The organism is Dokdonella aquatica, assembly GCF_051987395.1.
Lineage (GTDB): Bacteria > Pseudomonadota > Gammaproteobacteria > Xanthomonadales > Rhodanobacteraceae > Dokdonella.
Map to the genome: position 1 here is coordinate 3,320,399 of NZ_CP197094.1, position 24,476 is coordinate 3,344,874.

22 protein-coding genes and 1 tRNA gene are annotated in these 24,476 nt (G+C 69.7%); 14 read left to right on the top strand and 9 right to left on the bottom strand.

Annotated elements, in window-relative coordinates; all coding sequences use genetic code 11:
• Positions 1-72 precede the first annotated feature (72 nt).
• Entirely contained in the window at positions 73-744 is a 672-nt protein-coding gene (locus tag ACQQ2N_RS14850) for a glutathione S-transferase family protein (RefSeq protein ID WP_440222356.1), read from the top strand.
• On the opposite strand, the gene ACQQ2N_RS14855 is transcribed toward ACQQ2N_RS14850, so the two are convergent.
• Both ACQQ2N_RS14855 and ACQQ2N_RS14860 read right to left on the bottom strand, forming a co-directional pair.
• Positions 726-2,048: an Lnb N-terminal periplasmic domain-containing protein gene (locus ACQQ2N_RS14855; RefSeq protein WP_440222357.1), complete on the bottom strand. Its 1,323-nt coding sequence runs from the start codon at positions 2,046-2,048 to the stop codon at positions 726-728. The two genes, ACQQ2N_RS14850 and ACQQ2N_RS14855, sit on opposite strands and share 19 nt — an antisense overlap.
• Positions 2,045-2,884, bottom strand: coding sequence for an HlyC/CorC family transporter (locus tag ACQQ2N_RS14860; protein WP_440222358.1), 840 nt, complete (start codon positions 2,882-2,884; stop codon positions 2,045-2,047). Before ACQQ2N_RS14860 ends, ACQQ2N_RS14855 begins: the two co-directional genes overlap by 4 nt.
• 176 nt (positions 2,885-3,060) lie before the next feature.
• Between ACQQ2N_RS14860 and tldD the strand changes: the two genes are divergently transcribed.
• Positions 3,061-4,503, top strand: coding sequence for a metalloprotease TldD (gene tldD / locus ACQQ2N_RS14865; RefSeq protein ID WP_440222359.1), 1,443 nt, complete (start codon positions 3,061-3,063; stop codon positions 4,501-4,503).
• A gap of 3 nt (positions 4,504-4,506) precedes the next feature.
• Here the strand turns inward: tldD and yjgA are convergent, their stop codons facing one another.
• The gene (yjgA, locus tag ACQQ2N_RS14870; RefSeq protein WP_440222360.1) at positions 4,507-5,034 is read right to left on the bottom strand and encodes a ribosome biogenesis factor YjgA; all 528 of its coding nucleotides are present in this window, start codon (positions 5,032-5,034) and stop codon (positions 4,507-4,509) included.
• A 135-nt stretch (positions 5,035-5,169) separates the two neighbouring features.
• On the opposite strand from yjgA, the gene pmbA reads away from it, so the two are divergent.
• Both pmbA and ACQQ2N_RS14880 read left to right on the top strand, forming a co-directional pair.
• Complete coding sequence (gene pmbA / locus ACQQ2N_RS14875) at positions 5,170-6,516, top strand: metalloprotease PmbA (RefSeq protein WP_440225772.1); 1,347 nt, start codon at positions 5,170-5,172, stop codon at positions 6,514-6,516.
• Positions 6,517-6,786: 270 nt separating this feature from the next.
• Positions 6,787-7,182 carry a DUF4870 domain-containing protein gene (locus ACQQ2N_RS14880; protein WP_440222361.1) on the top strand — a complete coding sequence of 132 codons (396 nt, stop codon included), beginning with the start codon at positions 6,787-6,789 and terminating at the stop codon, positions 7,180-7,182.
• A gap of 39 nt (positions 7,183-7,221) precedes the next feature.
• On the opposite strand, the gene ispA is transcribed toward ACQQ2N_RS14880, so the two are convergent.
• The 4 genes from ispA to tdh form a co-directional block, all read right to left on the bottom strand.
• Positions 7,222-8,112, bottom strand: coding sequence for a (2E,6E)-farnesyl diphosphate synthase (gene ispA, locus ACQQ2N_RS14885; protein WP_440222362.1), 891 nt, complete (start codon positions 8,110-8,112; stop codon positions 7,222-7,224).
• Between the two features lie 89 nt (positions 8,113-8,201).
• Positions 8,202-8,456, bottom strand: a complete 255-nt coding sequence (locus tag ACQQ2N_RS14890) for an exodeoxyribonuclease VII small subunit (protein WP_440222363.1) — start codon at positions 8,454-8,456, stop codon at positions 8,202-8,204.
• A 32-nt stretch (positions 8,457-8,488) separates the two neighbouring features.
• Positions 8,489-9,814, bottom strand: coding sequence for a tRNA lysidine(34) synthetase TilS (tilS, locus tag ACQQ2N_RS14895; protein ID WP_440222364.1), 1,326 nt, complete (start codon positions 9,812-9,814; stop codon positions 8,489-8,491).
• Between the two features lie 19 nt (positions 9,815-9,833).
• Entirely contained in the window at positions 9,834-10,868 is a 1,035-nt protein-coding gene (tdh, locus tag ACQQ2N_RS14900) for an L-threonine 3-dehydrogenase (RefSeq protein ID WP_440222365.1), read from the bottom strand.
• A gap of 253 nt (positions 10,869-11,121) precedes the next feature.
• On the opposite strand from tdh, the gene ACQQ2N_RS14905 reads away from it, so the two are divergent.
• Positions 11,122-11,844, top strand: coding sequence for a hypothetical protein (locus ACQQ2N_RS14905; RefSeq protein WP_440222366.1), 723 nt, complete (start codon positions 11,122-11,124; stop codon positions 11,842-11,844).
• A gap of 152 nt (positions 11,845-11,996) precedes the next feature.
• On the opposite strand, the gene ACQQ2N_RS14910 is transcribed toward ACQQ2N_RS14905, so the two are convergent.
• Positions 11,997-14,018, bottom strand: a complete 2,022-nt coding sequence (locus tag ACQQ2N_RS14910; protein ID WP_440222367.1) for a putative bifunctional diguanylate cyclase/phosphodiesterase — start codon at positions 14,016-14,018, stop codon at positions 11,997-11,999.
• 105 nt (positions 14,019-14,123) lie between these two features.
• Here ACQQ2N_RS14910 and miaA point away from each other — a divergent pair, with 105 nt between their 5' ends.
• From miaA to ACQQ2N_RS14945, 7 genes are all read left to right on the top strand, one after another.
• Positions 14,124-15,068 carry a tRNA (adenosine(37)-N6)-dimethylallyltransferase MiaA gene (gene miaA, locus ACQQ2N_RS14915; RefSeq protein WP_440222368.1) on the top strand — a complete coding sequence of 315 codons (945 nt, stop codon included), beginning with the start codon at positions 14,124-14,126 and terminating at the stop codon, positions 15,066-15,068.
• Positions 15,069-15,222: 154 nt separating this feature from the next.
• Complete coding sequence (hfq, locus tag ACQQ2N_RS14920; RefSeq protein WP_440222369.1) at positions 15,223-15,483, top strand: RNA chaperone Hfq; 261 nt, start codon at positions 15,223-15,225, stop codon at positions 15,481-15,483.
• A gap of 6 nt (positions 15,484-15,489) precedes the next feature.
• Positions 15,490-16,836, top strand: coding sequence for a ribosome rescue GTPase HflX (gene hflX / locus ACQQ2N_RS14925; RefSeq protein ID WP_440225774.1), 1,347 nt, complete (start codon positions 15,490-15,492; stop codon positions 16,834-16,836).
• 127 nt (positions 16,837-16,963) lie between these two features.
• A complete protein-coding gene (hflK, locus tag ACQQ2N_RS14930; RefSeq protein WP_440222370.1) occupies positions 16,964-18,106 on the top strand; it encodes an FtsH protease activity modulator HflK in 1,143 nt (380 codons plus the stop codon).
• A 1-nt stretch (position 18,107) separates the two neighbouring features.
• Positions 18,108-18,974: a protease modulator HflC gene (gene hflC / locus ACQQ2N_RS14935; protein WP_440222371.1), complete on the top strand. Its 867-nt coding sequence runs from the start codon at positions 18,108-18,110 to the stop codon at positions 18,972-18,974.
• Positions 18,975-18,986: 12 nt separating this feature from the next.
• Positions 18,987-19,172, top strand: coding sequence for a DUF2065 domain-containing protein (locus ACQQ2N_RS14940; protein ID WP_440222372.1), 186 nt, complete (start codon positions 18,987-18,989; stop codon positions 19,170-19,172).
• A 164-nt stretch (positions 19,173-19,336) separates the two neighbouring features.
• The gene (locus ACQQ2N_RS14945) at positions 19,337-20,629 is read left to right on the top strand and encodes an adenylosuccinate synthase (protein ID WP_440222373.1); all 1,293 of its coding nucleotides are present in this window, start codon (positions 19,337-19,339) and stop codon (positions 20,627-20,629) included.
• Positions 20,630-20,903: 274 nt separating this feature from the next.
• On the opposite strand, the gene ACQQ2N_RS14950 is transcribed toward ACQQ2N_RS14945, so the two are convergent.
• Positions 20,904-20,988: transfer RNA gene (locus ACQQ2N_RS14950), tRNA-Leu, on the bottom strand.
• Between the two features lie 118 nt (positions 20,989-21,106).
• On the opposite strand from ACQQ2N_RS14950, the gene rnr reads away from it, so the two are divergent.
• Both rnr and rlmB read left to right on the top strand, forming a co-directional pair.
• Positions 21,107-23,596, top strand: a complete 2,490-nt coding sequence (rnr, locus tag ACQQ2N_RS14955) for a ribonuclease R (protein WP_440222374.1) — start codon at positions 21,107-21,109, stop codon at positions 23,594-23,596.
• Between the two features lie 127 nt (positions 23,597-23,723).
• On the top strand, positions 23,724-24,464 hold the full coding sequence (gene rlmB, locus ACQQ2N_RS14960) for a 23S rRNA (guanosine(2251)-2'-O)-methyltransferase RlmB (RefSeq protein ID WP_440222375.1): 741 nt from the start codon (positions 23,724-23,726) through the stop codon (positions 24,462-24,464).
• The last annotated feature ends 12 nt before the right edge of the window (positions 24,465-24,476 follow it).

Here is a 24,476-nt window from a genome sequence, read left to right on the forward strand (position 1 = left end):
CGTTCAATCGATCGCGGTGCGACGCCGCAGCTGCACTAGGATGGGCGGTCGACCGAACGCGAGGATGCGCCGATGATCACCGTCCACCATCTCAACAACTCGCGCTCGCAGCGCGTGCTGTGGCTGCTCGAGGAGCTCGGCCTGCCGTACGAGATCGTGCGCTACGAGCGCGACGCGAAGACCATGCTCGCGCCCCCCCAGCTGCGCAAGGTGCATCCGCTCGGCAAGTCGCCCGTGATCACCGAGGGCACGCGCACGATCGCCGAATCCGGCGCGATCGTCGAATACCTGGTCGGCCGCCACGGCCAGGGCCGTCTCGTGCCGCCACCCGACAGCGAGGACCGCCTGCGCTACACGTACTGGCTGCACTACGCCGAGGGCTCGGCGATGCCGCTGCTGCTCATGTCGCTGGTGTTCTCGCGTATCCCGAAGGGGCCGATGCCGTTCTTCGCGCGGCCGATCGCGCGTGCGATCAGCGCGAAGGTGCTCGGCATGCTCGTCGAGCCGCAGCTGACGCGCCACCTCGATTACCTCGAGGACGAACTGTCGGCGCGCGAGTGGTTCGCGGGCGACGCGTTCACGGCCGCCGACATCCAGATGAGTTTCGTCATGGAGGCGCTCGCCGCGCGCAGCGCGGAGGTCAAGACCAAGCCGCGCGTGCAGGACTGGCTCGCACGCATCCATGCGCGCCCGGCGTATGCGCGCGCGATCGAGCGCGGTGGGCCTTACGAACTGATGCGCTGAGCGCGCGCGAGGCACCACGCGCCGGCGGCGTGCACGGGCGCGAGCAGCAGCAGCCAGGGCAGGTTGGCCTGCACGAACCACGGCAGCACCTTCGCGAACAGCGCGAAGCCGGCCATCAGAACGAGCACGACGCCGAGCGCGCGCGCGAAGCGCGACGGACGCCAGCCGGTGCGTCGCGCGCCCCACCAGGCCGGCACCAGCAGCAGGCACAGCGGGTTGAGCACGAGCAGGTTCTCGTTGGCCCAGGCCGAGCGGTGTTCGGTGAGTCCCCACAGGCCGAGCAGCACGAGGCCGGCGAGGCCGCAGGCGAGCGCGAGCACGAGGGCGAGCGCCGAGAACGCGCCACGTGCCCACGCCGCACGACGTCGCGCGTGCAGGGCCAGCAGTGCGCCGCCGAGCACGAGGCCCGCGGCGAGGAAGCCCCAGCGCAGGTCGGGCGGCAGCGCGGGCGGATCGGGCAGGCGCGCCGGTGCGAGCACGCGCTCGGACGACACGAGTGCGATAGGCTGGCCGTCCGCGCCCGGCACGCGCACCTCGCGCAGGTGCGACATGAGCTGCATCGGGATGAAGGCATCGTCCCAGAACGACAGGCGGCGATCGGCGTAAGGGCCGAGGCCCGCGTCGAGCACGCCCATGAGCAGCGGCTGCGGCGACATCAGCGCGTCGGTCAGCAGGCGGAACGTGTAGCCGCGCGACGGCGCCGTGAGTTGTGCGCGCAAGGCACCGCCGAGTGCTTCGTCGAGCGCGTCGCGCACGCGCGTCGAGCAGTTCGAGGTGAAATACTCGTAGCGGTAGAAGGCGTTGTCGGGCTCGAGGTTCCAGGCCAGATAGGCGGCGAGCGCGCGGGCCTGGTCGGGCTGCAGGGCGAGCTGCTGCTCGACCACCCAGCGGCCTTGCGCGGCGTAGGCGGCGATGTCCTCGTCGGCGTACGCGGCGTCGATGCGGTAGCGCATGTGGCCGCGCATGAAGTTGGCGAGGAAGTCCTCGTCCTCGAAATCGAAGATGCCGTAGTTGTAGCTGACCGCGCGACCGCCGGCGGGATCGCGTACGACGATCGCGTTGTGGCCGAAACGCTCCCAGTAGATCTCGCCGGGACCGAACGTGAGCAGGCTGATCGAAGGCGCCGCGGGTTCCGTGCTGCCTTCGCCCGTCGCCGGTGTGGTCGGTTCCGATGCGGCCGCGCCGCCCGGGGGCGGTGCGGGTACTTCGGCGAGCGCGGTGCCCGCGAGGACACCGCACATCAGCACGCCGCCGAGCAGCGCGCCGAACCTGGCGCGCCAGCGCGCCGCCGACGCGGCGATCACGCCTCGTGGACCCGCACGGCGAACTGCTGCACGCGCCGCGCATCACCCTTGGTGACGCGGAACAGGAAGCCGCCGAGCGTGGTTTCCTCTCCCGGCTGCGGGACGTGGCCGAACTCGGAGGTCAGCATCGCGCCGATCGTGTCGAACTCCTCGACCGCGAAGCGCGACTCGAAGCGGTCGTTGAAATCGAGGATCGGGGTCTGCGCGCTGACGAGGATGCGTCCGTCCGGCAACGGCTGGATGAGGTTCGGCGCGTCCTCGTCGTCGTGCTCGTCGTCGATGTCGCCGACGATCTGCTCGAGCACGTCCTCGATCGTGACGAGTCCGCCGACACCGCCGTATTCGTCGACGACCACGGCCATGTGGTGGTGCGACAGGCGGAATTCCTTGAGCAGGATGTTGAGGCGCTTGGACTCGGGGATCAGCGCGACCGGTCGCAGCAGCGTGCGCACGTCGCGCGCGGCCTCGTCGTGGAAGCAGCGCAGCAGGTCCTTGGCGAGCAGGATGCCGAGGATCTCGTCGCGGTCGGCACCGTGGACGGGATAGCGCGAATGGCCGGATTCGATGACCGTGCGCAGCACGTCGTCGAAACTCGCGGTGGCCGGGATCGACACCATCTGCGAGCGCGGCACCATGATGTCGCCGACGGTCTGGTCGGTGACCTCGATGGCGCCCTCGATCATCGACAACGTGTCGTTCGAGAGCAGGCCGTTGGCCTGGGCGTGCCGCAGCTCGTCGATGAGCTCCTCGCGGCTGGTCAGTTCCCCCGAGAGGGCGTGGGTCAGGCGTCCGAACCACGAACGCTGGGGCAGGGTACTGGGAGGTTCCTCGCTCATCGAGCCGCTGGCGCATGCCCGTTCGGGCGGAACGCCGGAGTGTAGCAAATGCACGTGACAATGCGATTTGCGCGGTTTGGCGGTTCAGGCAGGTGCCGTGGCGGGGCTTCCGGCGCTTGTTTCCGGCCCCGGCCACCCTCATTGTCGCGGCATTCCCCGCGTCCCGGATCTCCCGCATGACCGATCTCATCGCGCAGGCCGAACACCGGCTGCTGCGCCCCGGCGGCTTCTCGGCTGTCGACCTCGACCGCGTGTTCGCGCGCCTCATGACGCCGTCGATCGACGCCGCCGACCTGTACTTCCAGCATTCGCGCAGCGAGTCCTGGGTGCTCGAGGACGGCATCGTCAAGGAAGGCAGCCACGCGATCGAGCAGGGCGTCGGCGTGCGCGCCGTGTCGGGCGAGAAGACCGGTTTCGCGTATTCCGACGAGATCGTGATGCCCGCACTGCTCGAGGCGGCCGGTTCGGCGCGCGCGATCGCGCAGGCCGGCGCGAACGGCAGCGGCCGTCCGCTCGCGGTGACCAGCGCACGCGCGCTGTACCCGGCGATCGATCCGATCGATACCTTGTCCAGCGAGGCCAAGGTCGCGCTGCTGCGCGAGATCGACGCCTACGCGCGCTCGCGCGATCCGCGCGTGCAGCAGGTGATCGTGAGCATCTCGGCGACGCTCGACACGGTGCTCGTGGCGGCGTCCGATGGCACGCTCGCCGCCGACGTGCGTCCGCTCGTGCGCCTCAACGTGCAGGTCATCGCCGAGCACGCGGGCCGGCGCGAATCAGGCAGCTCGGGCGGCGGTGGACGCTACGGCTTCACCGAACTGCTCGAGAACGGCCGCGCGCATCGCCTCGCCGACGAGGCCGTGCGCAGCGCGCTGGTCAACCTCGAAGCGGTCGACGCACCGGCCGGCTCGATGACGGTCGTGCTCGGCCCGGGCTGGCCCGGCGTGCTGCTGCACGAGGCGATCGGCCACGGCTTCGAGGGCGACTTCAACCGCAAGGAAACCTCCGTGTTCTCGGGCAGCATGGGCCAGCGCGTCGCCGCGCCGGGCGTGACGATCGTCGACGACGGCACGCTCGCCGGACGTCGCGGCTCGCTGAGCGTCGACGACGAGGGCACCCCGACCAACTGCACCGTGCTCGTCGAGGACGGCATCATGAAAGGCCTGATCCAGGACAAGCTCAATGCGCGCCTCATGGGCGTCAGGCCGACCGGCAACGGTCGACGCGAATCGTTCGCGCACCTGCCGATGCCGCGCATGACCAACACCTACATGCTGCCCGGCGAGCGCGACCCCGAGGAGATCCTGCGCTCGGTCAAGCGCGGCCTCTACGCGGTCAACTTCGGTGGCGGCCAGGTCGACATCACGAACGGCAAGTTCGTGTTCTCGGCGAGCGAGGCCTACCTCATCGAGGACGGCAAGGTCACGCGGCCGGTCAAGGGCGCGACGCTGATCGGCGCGGGTGCCGAGGTGCTGCAGCGCGTGTCGATGATCGGCAACGACCTTGCGCTCGACGAGGGCGTCGGCGTGTGCGGCAAGGAAGGCCAGAGCGTGCCGGTCGGCGTCGGCCAGCCGACCCTGCGCATCGACGCGATGACGGTCGGCGGCACCGCGGCGTGACGTTCAACCCTGCGCGGCCTCGTGCTGCTCGCGCAGCGTGCGGAACAGCTCGCGCGCGGCACGCGGCGGCTTGCCTTTCTCGGCCTCGTGGCGGGCCTGGCGCACGAGGTTGCGCAGTTGTTGGCGATCGGCGTCAGGATGCGCCTCGAACCATGCGGTCAACGCCTCGTCGCCTTCGGCGAGCAGGCGGTCGCGCCAAGCTTCGAGCTGGTGCAGCGCTGCGGTCTGGCGGTATGACTGCTGGCGGTCGTTGTCGAGCAGCGCACGCACGGGTGCGAGGTCCTCGTCGTCCAGCCTACGCATGTGCTTGGCGAGGAACTGCACCTGGCGCTTGTGGGCGATCTGCTGGCGGATGAGGCGTGCCTTGCGCACTTCCTCGAGGATGTCCTCAGGCAGTGGCAGGCGCGCGAGGCGGGCTTCGGGCAGGGCGACGAGCTGCTCGGCGAGCTTGAACACGGCGATCGCGTCGCGGCGCTGCTGGCTGCGGCTCGGGCCGTCGAAGGTGTCGTCGTCGTGGGTTTCGTCGGACATGGCGAGGGTTCGAAGGTCCGCCTCGGCGGACGCGGAATGGAGTGGCGGTCGCGATGTGCGGCCGTCGTGGCGACAGGGCCGGGGCGCATCGCGCACGGCATGACAGGAACGAGAGGATAAGCGGTGACCGCAACGATGACCAATCGCGACGACAGCCTGGTGCAGCTCGATCGCCTCGCCGAGCTCACCGAGGACGTGCTGCGGCGCTGCCGCGACAAGGGCGCGAACGAGGTCGACCTCGGCGTCAGCGTCGACACGGGCCTGAGCGTCGGCGTGCGCCTCGGCGAAGTGGAATCAATCGAGCGCACGCGCGACCGCGGGCTCACGCTCACGGTGTTCTTCGGCAAGCGCAAGGGTTCGGCGAGCACGGCCGACCTCAGTGCCGACTCGATCACCAAGACGATCGACCACGCCTGCGCGATCGCGCGCCACACCGAGGAGGATCCGTGCAACGGCCTCGCCGACGCCGACCTTCTCGCGCACGATTTCCCGGACCTCGACCTCTGGCATCCGTGGGACATCACGGCCGAGGCCGCGGTCGAGCTCGCGCTGGCCTGCGAGGACGCCGGCCGCGCGTTCGATCCGCGCATCAACAACTCCGAGGGGGCCGCCGTGCAGGTCGGCGAGTCGCTGTCGGTCGAGGCGACTTCGCACGGCTTCTTCGCGCGGTCGCGCGACACCCGCCACATGATCTCGGTCGCGCTGCTCGCCGAGGACGACGCCGGCATGCAGCGCGACTACTGGTACGAATCGGTGCGCGCCGCGTCGGATTTCCCCGACGTCGCCTCGATCGGCCGCATGGCCGCGCAGCGTACCGTCGGCAGGCTCGGCGCCCGCGCGATCGGCACGCGCCAGTGCCCCGTGCTGTTCGTGCCGCAGGTCGCGCGCAGCCTCGTCGGCAACTTCCTCGGCGCGGTCAGCGGCGGCGCCCTTTACCGGCGCGCGAGTTTCCTGCTCGACCACGTCGGCAAGCCCGTGTTTCCGTCGTTCGTCGACATCGTCGAGCGGCCGCACCTGCGCCGCGGGCAGGGCTCGTCGTCGTACGACAGCGACGGCGTGGCGACGCGCGACTCGGACCTCGTGCGCGGCGGCGAACTCGCGCGCTACATCCTCGGCACCTACTCGGCGCGCAAGCTCGGCCTGCGCAGCACCGGCAACGCCGGCGGCGTGCACAACATCCTCGTGAGCGGCGCCGGTGGCGACGATTTCGCCGCGCTCCTCAAGCGCATGGGCACCGGTCTCGTCGTCACCGAGCTGATGGGGCAGGGCGTGTCGCTGATCACCGGCGACTACTCGCGCGGTGCCTCGGGCTTCTGGGTCGAGAACGGCGAGATCGTGCATCCGGTCGAGGAGATCACGATCGCCTCGAACCTGCGCGACATGTTCGCCAACCTCGTCGCGATCGGCACCGACGTCGATCCCCGCTCGCACATCCTCACGGGCTCGATCCTGCTCGACCGCATGACCGTCGCCGGAGGCTGAACCGAGGGCCCGGAGTCGCCGTCCGCGCACGTCGCCGTCCGCGGACATCGTTCGGCGCTCGAAGCCGGGCGTGCGCAGGCGCCGCGAACGCAGAAACCCGTTCGGTTTCAACCCTTTCGCTCCCGTGTGCATCCGATCTCCTGCGACGTGCGAACGGTTCCGTCCACGTCGCGACGCCCCGGGTCCATGACTTCCGTCGCTTGATGCGCCGGCTGCATGGACCCACCTTGGAGACGCGACGCCGTCGCGCCCTACCAGAGGAGATCCGTGATGACCGAAGACCAGGTTTCGCAGGTTCCCGATGTCGCCCCGGTCGGCGACGAACGCACGTGGGCGATGCTCGGCCACCTGTCGGCGCTGTCGGCGTTCTTCACCTTCGTCGGCTGCGTGATCGGCCCGCTCGTGATCTGGCTGGTCAAGCGCGACACGCTGTCGTTCGCGGGCGACCAGGCCAAGGAGGCGCTGAACTTCAACATCACGGTGCTGCTGGCCGGTCTCGGCCTGTGGGTGATCACGCTCGTGACGTTCGGCATCGGCCTGCTCATCACCATCCCGCTCGGCTTCGTGCTGTTCCTGGGCTGGCTCGTGTTCACGATCGTCGCGACGATCAACGCGAGCAACGGTGTGCGCTACCGCTACCCGATCACGTTGCGCCTCGTGCAATGATCTTCGGCCGGCGCGGGGCGTATCGCCTCGCGCCGGTGGTCAGCTGGCCCGCGTCGCGATGAAGCGCGCGAGGTCGCGCAGATGGGTAGCCGGCTCGCCGAGGCCGTCCACGACGTCGAGTGCTTCCGCCGTGAGGGCGTCGAGATGTGCGCGCGAGGCCTCGAGCCCGAGGATCGCCGGGTACGTCGGTTTGTGGTTCGCCGCGTCCTTGCCGGCGGTCTTGCCGAGTGTGGCCGCCTCGCCCTCGATGTCGAGGATGTCGTCGCGGATCTGGAAGGCCAGTCCCACGCAGTGCCCGTAACGCTCGAGGCGCGCGAGCAAGTTCTCGTCGCGGCATCCCGCGGCAAGTGCGCCGAGGCGCACCGAGGCGCGGATCAGTGCGCCGGTCTTGTGCACGTGCATGCGCTCGAGTTCGGAGGCGTCGAGGCGCTGGCCTACCGCCGAAAGATCGAAGGCCTGTCCGCCGGCCATGCCGTGCGAGCCGCATGCGGCGGCGAGCACGCGCATCATCTCGACGCGTGTCGCGGCATCGTGCTCCGCCGTGTCGCGTGCGAGCACCTCGAACGCGAGCGCCTGCAGCGCATCGCCGGCGAGGATCGCCATCGCCTCGCCGAAGGCGATGTGGCAGGTCGGCCGCCCGCGGCGCAGGGCGTCGTCGTCCATCGCGGGCAGGTCGTCGTGCACGAGCGAGTAGGCGTGGATGATCTCGACCGCGACCGCGCAGGCGTCGAGCGTGCCGGGTGATGCGCCGAACGTGTGGCCGGTCGCGTAGACCAGCAGCGGGCGCATGCGCTTGCCGCCGCCGAGCAGGGCGTAGTGCATCGCGCGGTGCAGGTCGACCGGAGGCTGGTCGGCGGGGGGCAATGCACGCTCGAGCGCACGATCGGCATGCGCCGCGAACGCGAGCAGGGTTTCGGAGAGCTCGTGCATGACGGGAAGCGGGGCGTTGATGACACGCGCTCCTGCGGCGATCGGTGGAAAGGAAGCGATGTCGTCGCGCGGGGCGGGCCCGCGCCGGATCACGGCGTGTCGGGCGCGAACGGCTCGGCCGAATCGGGCGACGAGGGATCGAGCAACTGGCGCACGCGCAGTTCGGCCTGGTCGAGCGCGCCTTGGCAGCTGCGGTACAGCGCGACACCGCGCTCGAACGACTTCAGTGAATCGTCGAGGCCCATGTCGCCCTGTTCCATGCGTGCGACGAGCTGCTCGAGCTCGTCGAGGGATTGCTCGAACTCGGCGATCTGGTTCGTGGCGGGGGCGGCGGTCGGCGACATGGCGCGAAGGCTAGCGGCAGCCCTGCCGACGGTCAATGCGCGCGTGCCCACGCGAGGCGACAGCCATGGCTCGCGAACAGCGCGGCGCCTGCGTCGCTGGTCCAGAGGTCGGCGACAGCGAGCAGGTCGCCGCGGTCGTCGACCACCAGCGGCAGGCGCGCACGCTCCCATGGCGGCAGTCCTGCTTCCTGGAACAGGTCGCGCAGGTCGCGATGATGCGCGCCTTCATGCAGGCGCAGGCTCTCGCCGCCGCGACGGAAACGCACGCGCACCGTGTCCGCGAGCGGTGACGTCGCGAGCCCCGCGTCGTCGACGAGCGCGAGCGTGCCGAGTCCTGCCGGCAGCGCGAACACCTCGCCGTGCCAGCGATGCTCCCAGTCGACCGGCACCATCTCGAGCGGACGGCGCGCATACACGAGCTCGCGGTAGCGCCGCAGTTCGGTGCCGGGCCAGCGTACGCACGGCAGCTTGTCTTCGCCGGCTTCGGCGAGCTGGCGCACGAGCTCGCCGACCTGGTGCTGGGTCGGTTCGGTCAGGCCGATGTCGCGCAGCCAGCGCCTCAGCACGGGATCGCGCAAGGCATCGGGCAGGGCGAGCCAGTCGCGGAAGCGCAGCGTGGCTGGATCGAGGCCTTGCAGGATGGCGAGCGCCTTGCCGACCTCCGCGTCGACGAAATCCGCCGCGGCACGTACCCACGATGCGCTCTGCGCGATGCTCGCGTCGGCCTCGGGCCAGCGCTTGCGCAGGCGTGGCAGCACGTCGAGGCGCAGGTAGTTGCGGTCGATCAGCGTGTCGCCGTTGCTCGGGTCCTGGACCCAGCGCAGGCCGTGGTACTCCGCGTAGGCGCGCAGCGCCGAGCGCGGCAGCGACAGCAGCGGACGCCAGGCGAAGCCGTCGCCGAACGGACGCGCGTCGCGCATCGCGGCGAGGCCTTCGGGACCCGCACCGCGCAGCAGCTTGAGCAGCACCGTCTCGGCCTGGTCGTCGCGGTGATGCGCGAACGCGAGGATCTCGCCCGGCGCGAGCTGGTCCTGCAGGGCGCGATGACGCGCGCGTCGCGCCGCGGCTTCGGGACCGAGTCCGACGCCGCGCTCGACCTCGACGCGCAGCAGCGTGAACGGGACCTCGCAGGCTTCCGCGACGCGCCGGCAGTGTTCGGCCCATATCGCGCTGTCGTCGTGCAGCGCGTGGTCGACGTGGAAGCAGCGCAGGCCGCGCTCGCGCGCGGCCGGCATGCCGGCCAGCGCGTGCAGCAGCACCGAGGAGTCGACGCCGCCGCTGAACGCGACCGCGATCGGCCCGGGCGGCAGGTGCGCGAGCGCGGGTTCGAGCTGGTCGCGCAGCCGGCGCGGTTTCACCGTGCGGTCGCCGTCGCGATCAGGTCCAGGAACACACGACCTTGCCGCACAGGCCGCTCTCCATGAGCTCGAAACCACGCTGGAAGTCGTCGATGTGGATCTGGTGCGTGAGCACCTTCTGCAGCGGGAAGCCGGTGAGCACCATCTGGGTCATCTTGTACCAGGTCTCGTACATGCGGCGGCCGTAGATGCCGTGCATGACGAGGCCCTTGAAGATCACCTTGTCCCAGTCGATGCCGGCGCCGCGCGGCAGGATGCCGAGCAGCGCGATGCGACCGCCGTGGTACATGCAGTCGAGCATGTCGTTGAACGCACGCGGGTTGCCGCTCATCTCGAGGCCCACGTCGAAGCCCTCGATGTGGAGGTCCTTGACGACCTCGCCGAGCGACTGCTTGGACACGTTGACGACGCGCGTCGCGCCCATGTCGGCGGCGAGCTTGAGGCGGTAGTCGTTGACGTCGGTCACGACCACGTTGCGCGCACCGACGTGCTTGGCGATGCCTGCGGCGATGATGCCGATCGGGCCCGCGCCGGTGATCAGCACGTCCTCGCCGATGAGGTCGAATTCGAGCGCGACGTGGGCGGCGTTGCCGTAGGGATCGAAGAACGCGGCGAGCTCGGACGGGATCTGGTCCGGAATCGGCCACAGGTTCGACGCCGGCATCGCGATGTACTCGGCGAACGCGCCATGGCGGTTGACGCCGATGCCGACCGTGTTCGGGCAGAGGTGCTGCTTGCCGGCGCGGCAGTTGCGGCAGACGCCGCAGACGATGTGGCCTTCGGCCGAAACGCGCTGGCCGACCTCGTAACCGGTCACGCCGGCGCCCTTGTCGACGATGCGGCCGACGAACTCGTGGCCGATGACGAGGCCTGGCTTGATCGTGCGCTGCGACCACTCGTCCCACAGGTAGATGTGCAGGTCGGTGCCGCAGATCGCGGTCTTCTCGAGCTTGATCAGCACGTCGTTCGGGCCGATCGAGGGCAAGGGAACCTCTTCCATCCATATTCCCTTGGTCGCTTCCCGCTTCACCAGGGCCTTCATCGTCTGCTGCATGGAATGCGACTCGTGTGAAAGCGCCATTATAGGCGGACCGGCGCGAAACGGATTCGCGGTGTGGACGCGATGTCGACGGCGTAATGGAATGGAGGTGGCCGATTCGGGGCGCTCCGGGGCTTCGCCGGCATATCCTGTCGACAAAAAGGCGCCGGAGGCACTGGAGCCGGGGGGGCGCAAGGCGTTAAGCTGACTCGCTCGGACGCTCACCCGCGTCATTCCTGTGCAGTGCATCAACGGAGTTCAGACACACATGCAGAAGATCATGCTTGCCGCCGCCGTATGTCTCGCCGTCAGTTCTGTCGCTTCGGCGCAGACCCTCAGTGTCTCCGGTGCGGCAGCTGCCCGCGGCGCGGAAGTCACCCTCGGCGCCACCTCCATCTCGCAGATGGCCGACAATACGCCGGTCACCAACAACGGTGTGTCGTGCGGCCAGACGGGCGTCAACACGGGCGAGAACCATTTCTGGCGCCGTTTCTACCTTGCGACCGACCATTCGCCGGGTCCGACCGCGACCGTCTCGAGCGTGACGATCGCGCTGGAGAACGGTGGTCCGACGGGTGGTTTCCCGGTCACGGTCAACGTCTACACGATTCCCAGCACGGTGGCCGCGGAGACGATCCCGACCGCGCAGCTGACGCTGGTCGGCAGTGGCACCGGCACGCTCGGTGCGGGCGGTGCGCTCTCCACGGCCACCATCCCGGTCACGATGTCGGGCACGGTCACGACGGCGACGCAGGACCTCGTCGTCGAATGGACGAACGGCGTCGGCGTGACGACGGTTCCGCCGTTCTTCCCGGGTGGCAACCCGTCGGCACAGACGCATCAGTCGTTCCTTTCGGCACCGGGCTGCGGCATCACCGAGCCGCTGGCGACGGGCTCGGGTGCGCTCGCGGGCTTTGCCAGCGCGCACTGGATCATGATCGTCAACGGTACCGGCCTGCCGGTGTCGCTGCAGGAATTCAACGTCGACTGATCGTCGAACGCCTGCTGTACCAGAACGCCCGGCATGTCCGGGCGTTTTTTGTTCTGAGCAAGGGGCACCGGGCTCGAGGGGGGCGCACCATGGGCTGCCGGACGGGCGCGGTCGGAGCGCCGCCGATCCTCGCTGCCGCGGAATCGGCGACCTCAGGTCGCCGCGCGTTCCGGCGTGCGCCTGACCAGTGCGACCGCGGCTTCGTGCTCCATCGAGCGATGGAAGTGGAAGCCCTGCAGGCGGTCGCAGCCGGCCGACTGGAACCAGGCGAGCTGGGCGGGCGTCTCGATGCCTTCGGCGACGACCTCGAGGCCGAGGCTGTGCGCTAGCGCGAGCATCGCGCGCACGATCGCCGCGTCGCGCGGGTCGACGAGCACGTCGATGACGAAGCTGCGGTCGATCTTGATGCCGTCGAACGGCAGCTGGCGCAGGTGCTTGAGCGACGAGAAGCCCGTGCCGAAGTCGTCGAGCATGACGCGCACGCCGAGCTCGCGCAGGCAGTCGAGGCTCACGATCGCGCGCTCGGGCAGTTCCAGCGCGATCGATTCGACGATCTCGAGCTCGAGGCAGCCGGCCGACAGGCCGGTGCGCTGCAGCAGCGTGGTGATCGTGTCGGGGAAGTCGCGTCGCTGGAAACTGTAGGCCGAGATGTTGACCGCGACAGGGATAGGTTCGCCACCGGGACGCTGCCACGACAGCGCCGCCGTGCAGGCGCGCTCGAGCACCCACATGTCGAGGTCCTCGATCATGCCGAGCGCCTCGAGTTCGGCGATGAACGCGTCCGGGTAGAGGCGGCCGCGGGTCGGATGCTGCCAGCGCACGAGCGCCTCGAAACCGCAGATCTCGAGGCTCCAGCCGTCGAGCAGGGGCTGGAACTCGAGCACGAGTTCGTCGCGCGCGAACGCGGCGCGCAGTTCGGCCTGCAGCACGAGGCGTTGCTGGGCCTCGGCATCGAGATCGGGTGCGTAGAAGCGGTAGCGCATCGCGCCCTCGCGGCGTGCGCGTGCGCGGGCCATCTCGGCGCGCGACTGCAGCGCGTCGGCCGTGGTCGCATCCTGCGGGGCGAGCGCGATGCCGATGCTGGCCTCGAGCGCGAGTTCGCGGCCGTTCCAGAACAGCGGCCGCGCGAGGATGTCGAGCACCTGTTCGGCGATGCGGCCCGCGCCTGCTTCGGTGTCGAGGCCGCTGCCGTGCAGCGAGAAGTGATCGGCGTCGGGGCGCGCCGCGAACAGGCCGCGCGAGCGCGCGATCTCGTCGATGCGTTCGGCGCTCGTCGCGAGTGCGAGGTCGACGCCGTCCATGCCGAATGCCGCGGCGATATGACCGAGGTTGTCGACGCGCACGAGCAGCAACGTCGTGTCCTGCTGCTGCTCGAGCTGCCGGGCGAGCATCGACAGCATGTGCTGGCGGTTGGGCAGGCCCGTCATCGGGTCGAAATGGCGCAGGTGCTCGGCGGCGTCGGTGGCGCGCTCGGCGCGGTCGCGCTCGTCCTCGAGCAGCCAGACGACGAGGCCGTAGCCGATGAAAAGCTGGGTGAGCACGCTGGCGACGCCGACATGGCGCATCCACGGCCAGGTGATGCCGTAGCCGGCCTGCGCACAGTACGAGGCGAAGATGTGCAGCAGGTCTGCGGCGTAGAGGATCAGCGCAAGCGCGGTGAGCTGCTGGCCGAGTCGGCCGCGCGGCCAGCGGATCGCGATCGCGAAGCCCATCGCTAGCGCGGCGAGGCCGCCGACGAGGTAACGCAGGCCGACGCGCAGGAAGAAGCGCTCCTGCACGTATTGCGGATCGAATGCGAACGCGAGCGCGCCGAACAGTCCGAACGATGCCGCGAGGCCGAGTGCGGCGAGTACCTGGCGTCGCGACCAGCGATGCGTGCGCCAGATCGCCAGCGTGCCCATGATGAGCAGCGCGACCTGCACGTAGGCCGAGACGAGCGACACCGACGAGATGGCCAGGCGCAGCGGGTGCGAGGCCGGCATCGAGCCGAGCAGGGTGATCGAGATCGCCGAGGTGGACAGGTACAGCGCGAGCGCGAGGAAGCTCAACGCCCACAGCAGGAGGTGGTCGCGCCGGAACACGCGGTGGTAATGGGTGAAGACGACGCTCTGCGTCAGTGCGACCAGCGAGCCGGCGCCGTACAACACGAGCTGGAGGATGGTCCAGTCGTCCATTCGCGCCTCGGCCTTCCCCCGTGAAGCGGGTATCTGAGCGCAGTCGCGCGTGGTTTGTCAAAAGGACACGGCGGCCCGAGACGCCGCGGACGCTACAATCCAGGCATGCCTTCGACCGACAATCGACCGCCCGCGATCTTCCTCATGGGGCCCACGGCGTCGGGCAAGACGGCGCTTGCGTTCGCGCTGGCCGATGCGTTTCCGTGCGACCTTCTCGGCGTCGACTCGGCGCAGGTCTACCGCGGCATGGATGTCGGCACGGCCAAGCCGGATGCGGCCACGCTCGCACGCTACCCGCACCGCCTCATCGACCTGCGTGATCCGTCCGAGCCTTATTCCGCCGCCGACTTCCGTGAGGACGCGCTGCGCGAGATGCAGGCCGTGTCGGCCGCCGGCCGCATTCCGTTGCTGGTCGGCGGGACCGGCCTGTATTTCCGTGCCCTCGAGCGCGGCCTGTCGGACCTGCCGCGCGCCGATCCGGCCTTGCGCGCCTCGCTCGCCGCCGAAGCCGCCGACGTGGGCTGGTCCGGCATGCACGCGCGCCTGGCCGGGCTCGATCCGGTTGCCGCGGCACGCATACGACCCGGGGATGCGCAGCGCATCCAGCGGGCGCTCGAGGTCATCGCCGTCAGTGGCCGCCCGTTGAGCGAGCAGCAGGGCGGCGTGCGTGCACGCTTGCCGTGGCGCGTGCTCAAACTCGCGTTGCTGCCGCGCGACCGCGGCGTTCTGCACGCACGCATCGCGCAGCGCTTCGATGCGATGCTGGCCGGGGGGCTGCTCGACGAGCTCGCGCGCCTGCGTGCGCGGGGCGACCTCGATCCGGACCTGCCGTCGATGCGCGCCGTGGGTTACCGCCAGGGCTGGGATCATCTGGACGGCCATGCAACGCGCGAGCATTTCCGCGAACTCGGCATCTTCGCGACGCGCCAGCTGGCCAAGCGGCAGCTCACGTGGCTGCGCACGGAACTCGACGCGCTGACGCCCGATCCCGACGACGTCGGCGTCGCGTCGCACGTGCGCACGACCGTGGCGGCGTTCCTGGGTGCGTGAAGAATGCGCGGCGTGGCGCATTTTATTCGCACGCAGGTTCCGCTAAGCTGCCGAACATGAACCGGAAGCGTTCCGGGCGCCTGGCCTGCAGGGGCCGCCTTCGCGCCGCGCGATTTTTTATCCGGTTCGGAACGACGTTACTGGAGAACAAGAAATGTCCAAAGGGCAGTCGCTGCAGGATCCCTTCCTGAACGCCTTGCGCCGCGAGCGCGTGCCGGTCTCGATCTACCTCGTCAACGGCATCAAGCTGCAGGGCACGGTCGAATCGTTCGACCAGTTCGTCGTCCTGCTGCGCAACACGGTCAGCCAGATGGTCTACAAGCACGCGATCTCCACCGTCGTGCCGAGCCGCAACGTGCGCATCGCCGGTCCCGACGCCGCGCCGGGTGGCGAGTCCGCCGAACACCACGAGTAAGCCGAACTGTTCGATCGCTCCAGAAAAGGCGAGCGTGCGCTGCTGCTGCAGCCGCACGCCCCGGGCCAGTCCGATCCCGACGTCCTCGAGGAATTCGCGGAACTCGCGCGTTCCGCGGGCGCGACCGTCGTCGGCACGCTGGCCGCACGCGTGGACACGCCCAATCCGCGCTATTTCGTCGGCACCGGCAAGGCCGAGGAGCTCAAGACGCATCGCGTCGTGCTCGATGCCGACCTGATCCTCGTCAACCACGCGTTGTCGCCTGTGCAGGAGCGCAACCTCGAGAAGCTCACCGAGTGCCGCGTGGTCGACCGCACCGGCCTGATCCTCGACATCTTCGCGCAGCGTGCGCGCTCGCACGAAGGCAAGCTGCAGGTCGAACTCGCCCAGCTCAAGCACATGTCCACGCGCCTCGTGCGCGGCTGGACCCACCTCGAGCGCCAGCGCGGTGGCGCGATCGGCCTGCGCGGCCCGGGCGAGACCCAGCTCGAGATCGACCGCCGCCTGCTCGCCGAGCGCGTCAAGCAGCTGCAGCGCCGCCTCGACAAGGTCGAGACGCAACGCGCGCAGGCACGACGGTCGCGCGAGCGCAGCGCGCTGCCGGTGGTCGCGCTGGTCGGCTATACCAACGCGGGCAAGTCGACCCTGTTCAATGCGATGACCGGCGCGGAGGTCTACGCGGCCGACCAGCTGTTCGCGACGCTGGACCCGACCCTGCGCCGCATCGACGGCCTCGCCTGCGGGCCGATCGTGCTCGCCGACACGGTCGGCTTCATCCGCGACCTGCCGCACGACCTCGTCGCGGCGTTCCGCTCGACGCTCGCCGAGGCGCGCGACGCCGACCTGCTGCTGCACGTCATCGATGCGTCGGATCCCGAGCGCGACACACGCGTGGCGGACGTCGAACGCGTGCTCGCCGAGATCGGCGCGACCGACATTCCGCAGGTGCTGGTCTTCAACAAGATGGACCGCATCGACGCCGATGCGATTCCGGCCGAATCGCCGGATCGAGAGGGCGCGCCACGCGTCTGGGTGTCCGCGCGCGACCGCCTCGGCCTCGACCGCCTGGGTGACGCGATCGCGAGCGTGCTCGGCCGCGAGCGCATCGCCGGTACCGTCGAACTGCCTGCCACGGCGGGGCGCCTGCGCGCGCGCCTGCATGCGCAAGGTCTCGTGGCCGCCGAGCGCGTGCGCGACGATGGTGGCTGGGATATCGACGTCGACGCGCCGCGCAACCTCGTCGAACCGCTGTTCGGGCTGCCCGACGGCGACGGCGAACGCCTGCGCGGGGCCTTGCTTGCCCCGTCCGGGGACCCTACCTACAATCCCGAGTCCCCCTTGCATCGCAGATGACACCGCGGGCGCAGCCGGCCCGCGGCGGCACCCGGATCGAGCAACGAAGGTGGTGTGCGCCATGAGGCGCGTGCCGCACGCGCATGCCGCGCCTCCGCACGGCGTGCCACCCAACAGGAACCGAAGCATGGCTTGGAACGAACCCGGCAGTGGCAAACCGCGCGACCCGTGGAAGAACAGCGGCAAGGAGCCGCGCAACGACGTCGAGCTCGCGGTCCAGCGCCTCAAGGAGATGTTCGGACGCCTGTTCGGTGGCGGAGGTGGCGGCGGTGGTCGCTCCGACGGTGCCGGCGACGGCTCGGGTGGCATCGTCGTTGCCGTGCTCGGCCTCGCGATCGCGTGGGTGCTTTTCGACTCGTTCACGGTCATCAAGGCGAACGAGGCCGGTGTCGTGCTGCGCTTCGGCAAGCTCGCGCGTTCGATGCCGCCGGGCTTCAACCTCAAGTTCCCGCGCCCGATCGAGGTCGTCGAGAAGGTCGACGCGACGCAGATCCGCGCGATGTCCGACTCGGTGCGCATGCTGACGCGCGACGAGAACTTCGTGCAGGTCGATTTCAACGTGCAATACCAGGTCGCCGACGCGACGCGCTACCTGTTCGCGACCAAGAATCCCGACGAGACCCTCAAGCAGGCCGCCGAGAGTGCCGTGCGCGAGGTGATCGGCACGGGCAAGCTCGACGCGATCATGCCCGACCAGCGCGTGGAACCGGCCGAGGGCGAGGAGCCGGTCGCCAATCCGAGCGCCGAGCTCGCGCTGCAGGCCAAGCGCGTCGTCCAGCAGACGCTGGACCGTTACGACGCCGGCCTCATGGTCACCGAGCTGAACTTCCAGAACGTGCGTCCGCCGGCCGAGGTCAAGGAGTCCTTCGACGACGCGATCAGCGCACGCGAGGATCGCCAGCGCGCCAGCAACGTCGCCGATGCCTACGCCAAGCGCGTCGTGCCGGAGGCGCGCGGCGAGGCTGCGCGCATCCTCGCCGAGGCCGAGGGCTACAAGGCCGAACGCATCGCCAAGGCGGAGGGTGACGCGCAGCGCTTCAGCCTGATCGCGAGCGAGTACCGCGCCGCGCCCGAAGTGACGCGCAAGCGCCTCTACATCGAAACGCTGCAGCAGGTCGTCGGCAACACGCCGAAGGTGATCGACTTCTCGTCGGGCAAGAACCTGCTCTACGTGCCGATGCCCACGCAGGGCTCCGCACCCGCGGCGCCGTCGCCCGACGCCGCGGCCGCGGCAGTCGCCACGCCCGAACCGACGCGAGGAGGCCGCTGACATGCGCTCGTTCAACGCCATCATCCTTCTCGCCGTCGTCGTCGTGCTCGGCGTCAGCAGCGTCTTCGTCGTGCGCGAGGACCGCACCGCGATCCTGCTGCAGTTCGGCCGCATCGTGTCGGCCGGCCACGAGCCCGGCCTGCATTTCAAGCTGCCGTTCATCCAGCAGGCGCTCACGTTCGATCGTCGCCTGCTCACGCTGGACGCGGCTGCCGAGCGTTACCTGACCTCGGAAAAGAAGGACGTCAACGTCGACTTCGTGGTCAAGTGGAAGATCGTCGATTCGTCGAAGTTCTACACCGCCGTGGCCGGCGACGAGACGCGCGCGCAGCAGCGCATCGCGCCGATCGTCAAGGACGGCATGCGTACCGCGATCAACTCGCGCACGCTGCAGGAAGTCGTCTCGAGCGCGCGCTCGGACCTCACCCTGTCGCTCGTGCAGCAGGCCAACCGTGCCGCGCAGAACCTCGGCGTCGAGATCATCGACGTGCGCATCAAGCGCGTCGACCTGCCCGAGGAAAGCTCGGTGCTTCGCTCGGTCTACGAACGCATGCGTTCGGAGCGCAAGCAGGTCGCCGATTCGCTCCGCGCGGAAGGCAACGAGGCCGCCGAGCGCATCCGCGCCGACGCCGACCGTCAGGTGCAGGTCATCAAGGCCGACGCCTATCGCGAGGCCCAGAAGGGCCGCGGCGAAGGCGACGCGAAGGCTGCCGAGGTCTATGCGGGTGCCTACGGCACCGATGCCGAGTTCTACGCGTTCTATCGCAGCCTCGAGGCGTATCGCGAATCGTTCCAGCGCACCTCCAACGGCGTGCTCGTGCTCGATCCGAAGTCCGAGTTCCTGCGCTACCTGCAGGACAGCAAGTAAGGACCGCGCGCGATGCCCGGCGACCTGCTCGCCGCGCTGTGCCTCGTGGCGGTCATCGAGGGGCTGTTCCTGTTCGCCGCGCCGTCCGCCTGGCGGCGCATGGCCGAGCAGGTGCGGCAACTGGATGATCGCCGCCTGCGCGTGATCGGCGCGGTGCTGGTCGCGTGCGGACTCGCCGCGCTGGCGCTCGTGCGCTGACGCGGCGCTGGCAACCGCAACACTTACGACCGACAATCCACCCTGCGCCGGCGCGAGCCGGCAGGGCACCTCATGCGGGCCGCCCGGCCACGCCCGTCGACGCGATCGCGCGCGCGGGAGGCCGCGGGTGCCTCCCCCGATCCTGACATGCAAGCGAGAACATCATGGGCCATTCGGTAGTCATCCTCGGCGCGCAATGGGGCGACGAAGGCAAGGGCAAGATCGTCGACCTGCTGACCGAGCGCGTCGGCACCGTCGCGCGCTTCCAGGGCGGCCACAACGCCGGCCACACGCTCGTCATCGGCGGCAAGAAGACCGTCCTGCACCTGATCCCGTCGGGCATCCTGCGCGAGGGCGTGAAGTGCCTGATCGGCAACGGCGTCGTGCTGTCGCCGGCCGCGCTCAAGCACGAGATCGCCGAGCTCGAGGAGCAGGGCGTCGAAGTGCGCTCGCGCCTCAAGATCAGCCCGGCGACGCCGCTGATCATGCCGTACCACATCGCGGTCGACCAGGCTCGCGAAAAGGCCTCGGGCGCCAAGGCGATCGGCACGACCGGCCGCGGCATCGGCCCGGCCTACGAGGACAAGGTCGCGCGCCGCAGCATCCGCGTCGCCGACCTCATGTACCCGTCGGAGCTGCCCGACAAGGTCCGTGCGGCGGTCGAGTACCACAACTTCGTGCTGACCCAGTGGCTCAAGGCCGAGGGCGTGGACTACCAGAAGACGCTCGACGAGGCGCTCGCGTTCTCCGAGTACCTGCGCCCGATGATCGACGACGTCTCGACGCTGCTCTACGACGCGCGCCGCAACGGCGAGAACATCCTGTTCGAGGGCGCGCAGGGCGCGCTGCTCGACATCGACCACGGCACCTATCCGTACGTGACCTCGTCGAACACGACGGTCGGCGGCGCGCTCGCCGGCACCGGCGTGGGCGCCTGCGACATCGACTACGTGCTCGGCATCTGCAAGGCCTACGCGACGCGCGTCGGCGGCGGTCCGTTCCCGACCGAGCTCGATGACGCGATGGGCGAGCACCTGCGCAAGGTCGGCAACGAGTTCGGCGCGAGCACGGGCCGCCCGCGCCGCTGCGGCTGGATCGACCTCGTCGCGCTCAAGCGTGCGACCCAGATCAACGCGATCAACGGCCTCGCGATCACCAAGCTCGACGTGCTCGACGGCCTGCCGAGCATCAAGGTCTGCATCGCCTACGAATACCGCGGCAAGCGCCGCGAGCTCGCCCCGCTCGATGCCGACGGCTGGGCCGAGTGCAAGCCGGTGTACCTCGAGTTCCCGGGCTGGGACGAGCCGACCTCGGGCGTGCGCGAGTGGAACAAGCTGCCGGCCGCCGCGCGCGCCTACCTGCGCGCGGTCGAGGAGCTGTCGGGTTGCCACCTCGCGCTCGTCGCGACCGGTGCCGACCGCGACGACACGATCGTCCTGCGCGATCCGTTCGCCTGATCGACATCGCATGCGCGCCGGTGCACGCCGGCGCGCCTCCCTCCCGCGTGATCGACCACGATGGCGTACCCTCGCAGGGCGAGGGGGCGTGCGCCGTCGTGGCCGCGCCGTTGGCACGGCACTCAGCCGTCGCGGCGCATCATCGTGTTCTCCTGGCATGGCAGCCGCGCAGGAACGCGTGTCACGACGGATCCGGAAACGAAAAAGCCCCGCATGCGCGGGGCTTTTCGAGGGGTCCGGATGATCGTCTCGCGACGTTCCCGAACCGGATGTGTGGTGCCCAGGAGAGGACTCGAACCTCCACGGTTTTACCCGCTAGTACCTGAAACTAGTGCGTCTACCAATTCCGCCACCTGGGCATGCCCGCAGGGCAGAGCCAAGCGGGGCGCGAACGATACTGTCAGGCTCGTAGCCTGTCAATGATTCCACGCGGCGATCGTCGATCGCCGCGCCTGCAACAAGAGGAGTTCCACCAACGTGACGAAGAGAATCACGAAAGGCGCCCCGCGCGCCGCCAAGAACACGACCCCGGGCGCCGCGCCGGCGCGCGCCAAGGGCGGTTCCGCAGCCGCAAAGAAGACCGGTGCCAAGCGCGCGAAATCCGCGCCGGCGCCGTGGTTGCCGCCCGTGTTCGATGCGCCGAAAGGCCGCACGCGCGCAGCGCCTGCAACCGCACCCGCGCCACCGCGCACGTCGAAGGGCCCACGTCCCGGAAAACAGCCGTTCCATTCCGCCGACGTCGCGCCGCCGCGCGGCGCACCGCGGGGACGCACGGGCGACGAGGCACCGCGCGCGCACGATCCGTTCGCCGACCGCGAGGCGCAGCGTTACGCACGTCCGATCCCGAGCCGCGAGGCGATCCTCGCGCTGCTGTCCGAACACGCGACGCTCATGAAGACCGAGCTCATCGCGCAGACGCTGGGGCTCAACACCGAGCAGGACGTCGATGCGCTGACCAAGCGCCTCGCCGCGATGGTGCGCGATGGCCAGTTGCTGCAGAACCGCCGCGGCGGCTACGGCGTCGCCCAGAAGCTCGACCTCATTCCGGGCGTCGTGCTCGCCAATGCCGAGGGTTACGGCTTCCTGCGTCCCGACGGCGGCGGCGAGGACCTCTATCTTTCACCCGCGCAGATGCGTCCCGTATTGCACGGCGACCGCGTGCTCGGCAGTGTCGTCGGCGTGGATCGCCGCGGGCGACGCCAGGGCGCGATCGTCGAGGTGCTCGAGCGGCGCTCGTCGCGCCTCGTCGGCCGCGTCATCGTCGAGAACGGGCTCGTGCTCGTCTCGCCCGACGACCGCCGCGTGCACCAGGACATCCTGATCCGCCCGGGCGAGGACCAGGGCGCGCGTGCAGGCCAGATCGTCATCGCCGAGATCAGCGATCCGCCCACCGTGTACCGCGGACCGATGGGACGCGTCCTCGCCGTGCTCGGCGAGCGCCTGACGCCGTCGATCCTCGTCGAGATGGCGATCGCGAGCCACGGCCTGCCGCACGACTGGCCCGACGACGTGCTGCGCCAGGCGGCCGAGGTCGAACCGCAGGTCACCGAAGCCGAGATCGCCGGTCGCAAGGATCTGCGCGGCCTTCCGCTCGTGACGATCGACGGCGAGGACGCGCGCGACTTCGACGACGCCGTCTATGCCGAGCCGAGCGCGAACGGCTTCCGCCTCGTCGTTGCGATCGCCGATGTCTCGCACTACGTGCCGGCCGGCAGCGCGCTCGACGAGGAAGCGTACAAGCGCTCGACGTCGGTGTACTTCCCGGGCTTCGTCGTGCCGATGCTGCCCGAGACGCTCTCCAACGGCATCTGTTCTCTCAACCCGAGGGTCGATCGCCTGTGCATGGTCTGCGACATGCAGGTGGATCGCGAAGGCAACGTCACGAAGTCGACGTTCTACGATGCCGTCATGCGCTCGCATGCGCGCCTGACCTACACGCGCGTGTGGCAGGCGATCGGCGAGAAGGACGCCGACGCGCGCGCCGAGGTCGGCAAGCTCATGCCGCGCCTCGAGGCCCTTCACCAGCTCTACAAGGTGCTCGCCAAGGCACGCCAGAAACGCGGCTCGATCGATTTCGAGAGCACCGAGGTGAAGTTCCGCCTCGCCGCGTCCGGCGAGGTCATCCAGCTCGGCTCGGAGCCGCGCAACGATGCGCACAAGCTCATCGAGGAATGCATGATCGCGGCGAACGTCGAGGCCGCGAAGTTCCTCATCCGCAAGCGCATCCCGGCACCGTACCGTGTGCACGAGCCGCCGCCGTCCTCGAAGTACGAGGACCTGCTCGAGTTCCTGCGCGAGTTCAAGCTGAGTCTGCCGCCGGCCGGCGAGGTCCAGCCCGCGCACTTCGCCGCGCTGCTCAAGAAGATCCGCAACCGCCCGGACGTCAGCCTCATCGAATCGGTGCTGCTGCGCTCGCAGAGCCTGGCCGTCTACCAGCCCGAGAACACCGGCCATTTCGGCCTCGCGCTCGAGGCGTACGCGCACTTCACCTCGCCGATCCGCCGTTACCCGGACCTGCTCGTGCACCGCGCGATCCGCCACGCGATCGCCGGCGGCAAGGGCGCCGACTACCGCTACTCGCCGACCCAGATGGGTTCGATGGCCGTGCATTGCTCGCACAACGAGCGCCGCGCGCAGGAGGCCGAGCGCGACGTCGACGAGCGCTACAAGTGCGCATGGATGGAGAAGCACGTCGGCAGCCAGTTCGACGGCGTGGTCTCGGGCGCGACCTCGTTCGGCCTGTTCGTCGAGCTGACCGAGTCGAAGATCACCGGACTCGTCCACATCACCCAGCTGCCGAACGACTATTACCACTTCGATCCGGTGCGCCACATGCTCGAGGGCGAGCGTCGCGGCATGCGCTTCCGCCTCGGCGACAAGGTCCGCGTGCAGGTGCTGCGCGCGAGCCTCGAGGACCGCAAGATCGATTTCCGGCTCGTCGTCGAGGGCGGCGACACGCGCCGCTGAGGTCGCTTCCCGGTCGCCCCCGCGCGCAGCGGGGCGCGACCGGCTCCGCGGCGTGCCGACGCACCGCGCTTTGCGCGGGGGCGCCGGCACGTCACACTGCGTACCCCCAAGGTTCCCGTGAAGCCCCATGAGCAACGAACTGCTGTACGGCATCCACGCCGTCGAAGCCGCGCTGAACCACGACGCCGGCAACATCGTCGAGCTGTACGTCGAATCCGGCCAGCAGAATCCGCGCCTGAAGGAGCTCTCCGAGCGCGCACGTGAACTCGGTGTCAAGCCGCATGCGCGCGACCGCGAGGCGATGGACCGCATGACCGGTGGTGCACGCCACCAAGGCGTCGCCGCACGCTACCGCGCGCCGCCGCCGCGCAGCGAATCGGAGATTCCCGCGCTGATCGAAGCCGCCGGTGCCGATGCGCTGTTCCTCGTGCTCGACGGCGTCACCGATCCGCACAACCTCGGCGCCTGCCTGCGCAGCGCCGAAGGCGCCGGCGTGACCGCGGTGATCGTGCCCAAGGACAAGGCCGTCGGCATCACGCCGACCGTTCGCAAGGCCTCGGCCGGCGCCGCCGACCGCGTGCCGTTCATCGCCGCGACCAACCTCGCGCGCGCGCTGCGCGTGCTCAAGGACGCCGGCGTATGGCTGACCGGCCTGGACGGCGAGGCGCCGCAGACGCTGTATTCGATCGACCTCAAGGGCCCGATCGCGCTGGTGATGGGTAGCGAAGGCGAGGGCATGCGCCGCCTCACGCGCGAAGCGTGCGATCACCTGGCTCACATCCCGCTGCGTGGCAGCGTCGAGAGCCTCAACGTGTCGGTCGCGACCGGCGTCGCGCTGTTCGAGGCCTTGCGCCAGCGCGCGGGGTGAGGTGATCGCTGG

Coding starts and splice junctions, on each gene's coding strand:
- ACQQ2N_RS14860 (WP_440222358.1), bottom strand. CDS start 2,884: ATGAGCGAGGAACCTCCCAGTACCCTGCCCCAGCGTTCGTGGTTCGGA.
- hflC (WP_440222371.1), top strand. CDS start 18,108: ATGCGCTCGTTCAACGCCATCATCCTTCTCGCCGTCGTCGTCGTGCTC.
- rlmB (WP_440222375.1), top strand. CDS start 23,724: ATGAGCAACGAACTGCTGTACGGCATCCACGCCGTCGAAGCCGCGCTG.
- ACQQ2N_RS14880 (WP_440222361.1), top strand. CDS start 6,787: ATGACCGAAGACCAGGTTTCGCAGGTTCCCGATGTCGCCCCGGTCGGC.
- hflK (WP_440222370.1), top strand. CDS start 16,964: ATGGCTTGGAACGAACCCGGCAGTGGCAAACCGCGCGACCCGTGGAAG.
- yjgA (WP_440222360.1), bottom strand. CDS start 5,034: ATGTCCGACGAAACCCACGACGACGACACCTTCGACGGCCCGAGCCGC.
- ispA (WP_440222362.1), bottom strand. CDS start 8,112: ATGCACGAGCTCTCCGAAACCCTGCTCGCGTTCGCGGCGCATGCCGAT.
- ACQQ2N_RS14910 (WP_440222367.1), bottom strand. CDS start 14,018: ATGGACGACTGGACCATCCTCCAGCTCGTGTTGTACGGCGCCGGCTCG.
- hfq (WP_440222369.1), top strand. CDS start 15,223: ATGTCCAAAGGGCAGTCGCTGCAGGATCCCTTCCTGAACGCCTTGCGC.
- ACQQ2N_RS14890 (WP_440222363.1), bottom strand. CDS start 8,456: ATGTCGCCGACCGCCGCCCCCGCCACGAACCAGATCGCCGAGTTCGAG.
- pmbA (WP_440225772.1), top strand. CDS start 5,170: ATGACCAATCGCGACGACAGCCTGGTGCAGCTCGATCGCCTCGCCGAG.
- tldD (WP_440222359.1), top strand. CDS start 3,061: ATGACCGATCTCATCGCGCAGGCCGAACACCGGCTGCTGCGCCCCGGC.
- ACQQ2N_RS14905 (WP_440222366.1), top strand. CDS start 11,122: ATGCAGAAGATCATGCTTGCCGCCGCCGTATGTCTCGCCGTCAGTTCT.
- miaA (WP_440222368.1), top strand. CDS start 14,124: ATGCCTTCGACCGACAATCGACCGCCCGCGATCTTCCTCATGGGGCCC.
- ACQQ2N_RS14940 (WP_440222372.1), top strand. CDS start 18,987: ATGCCCGGCGACCTGCTCGCCGCGCTGTGCCTCGTGGCGGTCATCGAG.
- tdh (WP_440222365.1), bottom strand. CDS start 10,868: ATGCAGCAGACGATGAAGGCCCTGGTGAAGCGGGAAGCGACCAAGGGA.
- ACQQ2N_RS14945 (WP_440222373.1), top strand. CDS start 19,337: ATGGGCCATTCGGTAGTCATCCTCGGCGCGCAATGGGGCGACGAAGGC.
- ACQQ2N_RS14850 (WP_440222356.1), top strand. CDS start 73: ATGATCACCGTCCACCATCTCAACAACTCGCGCTCGCAGCGCGTGCTG.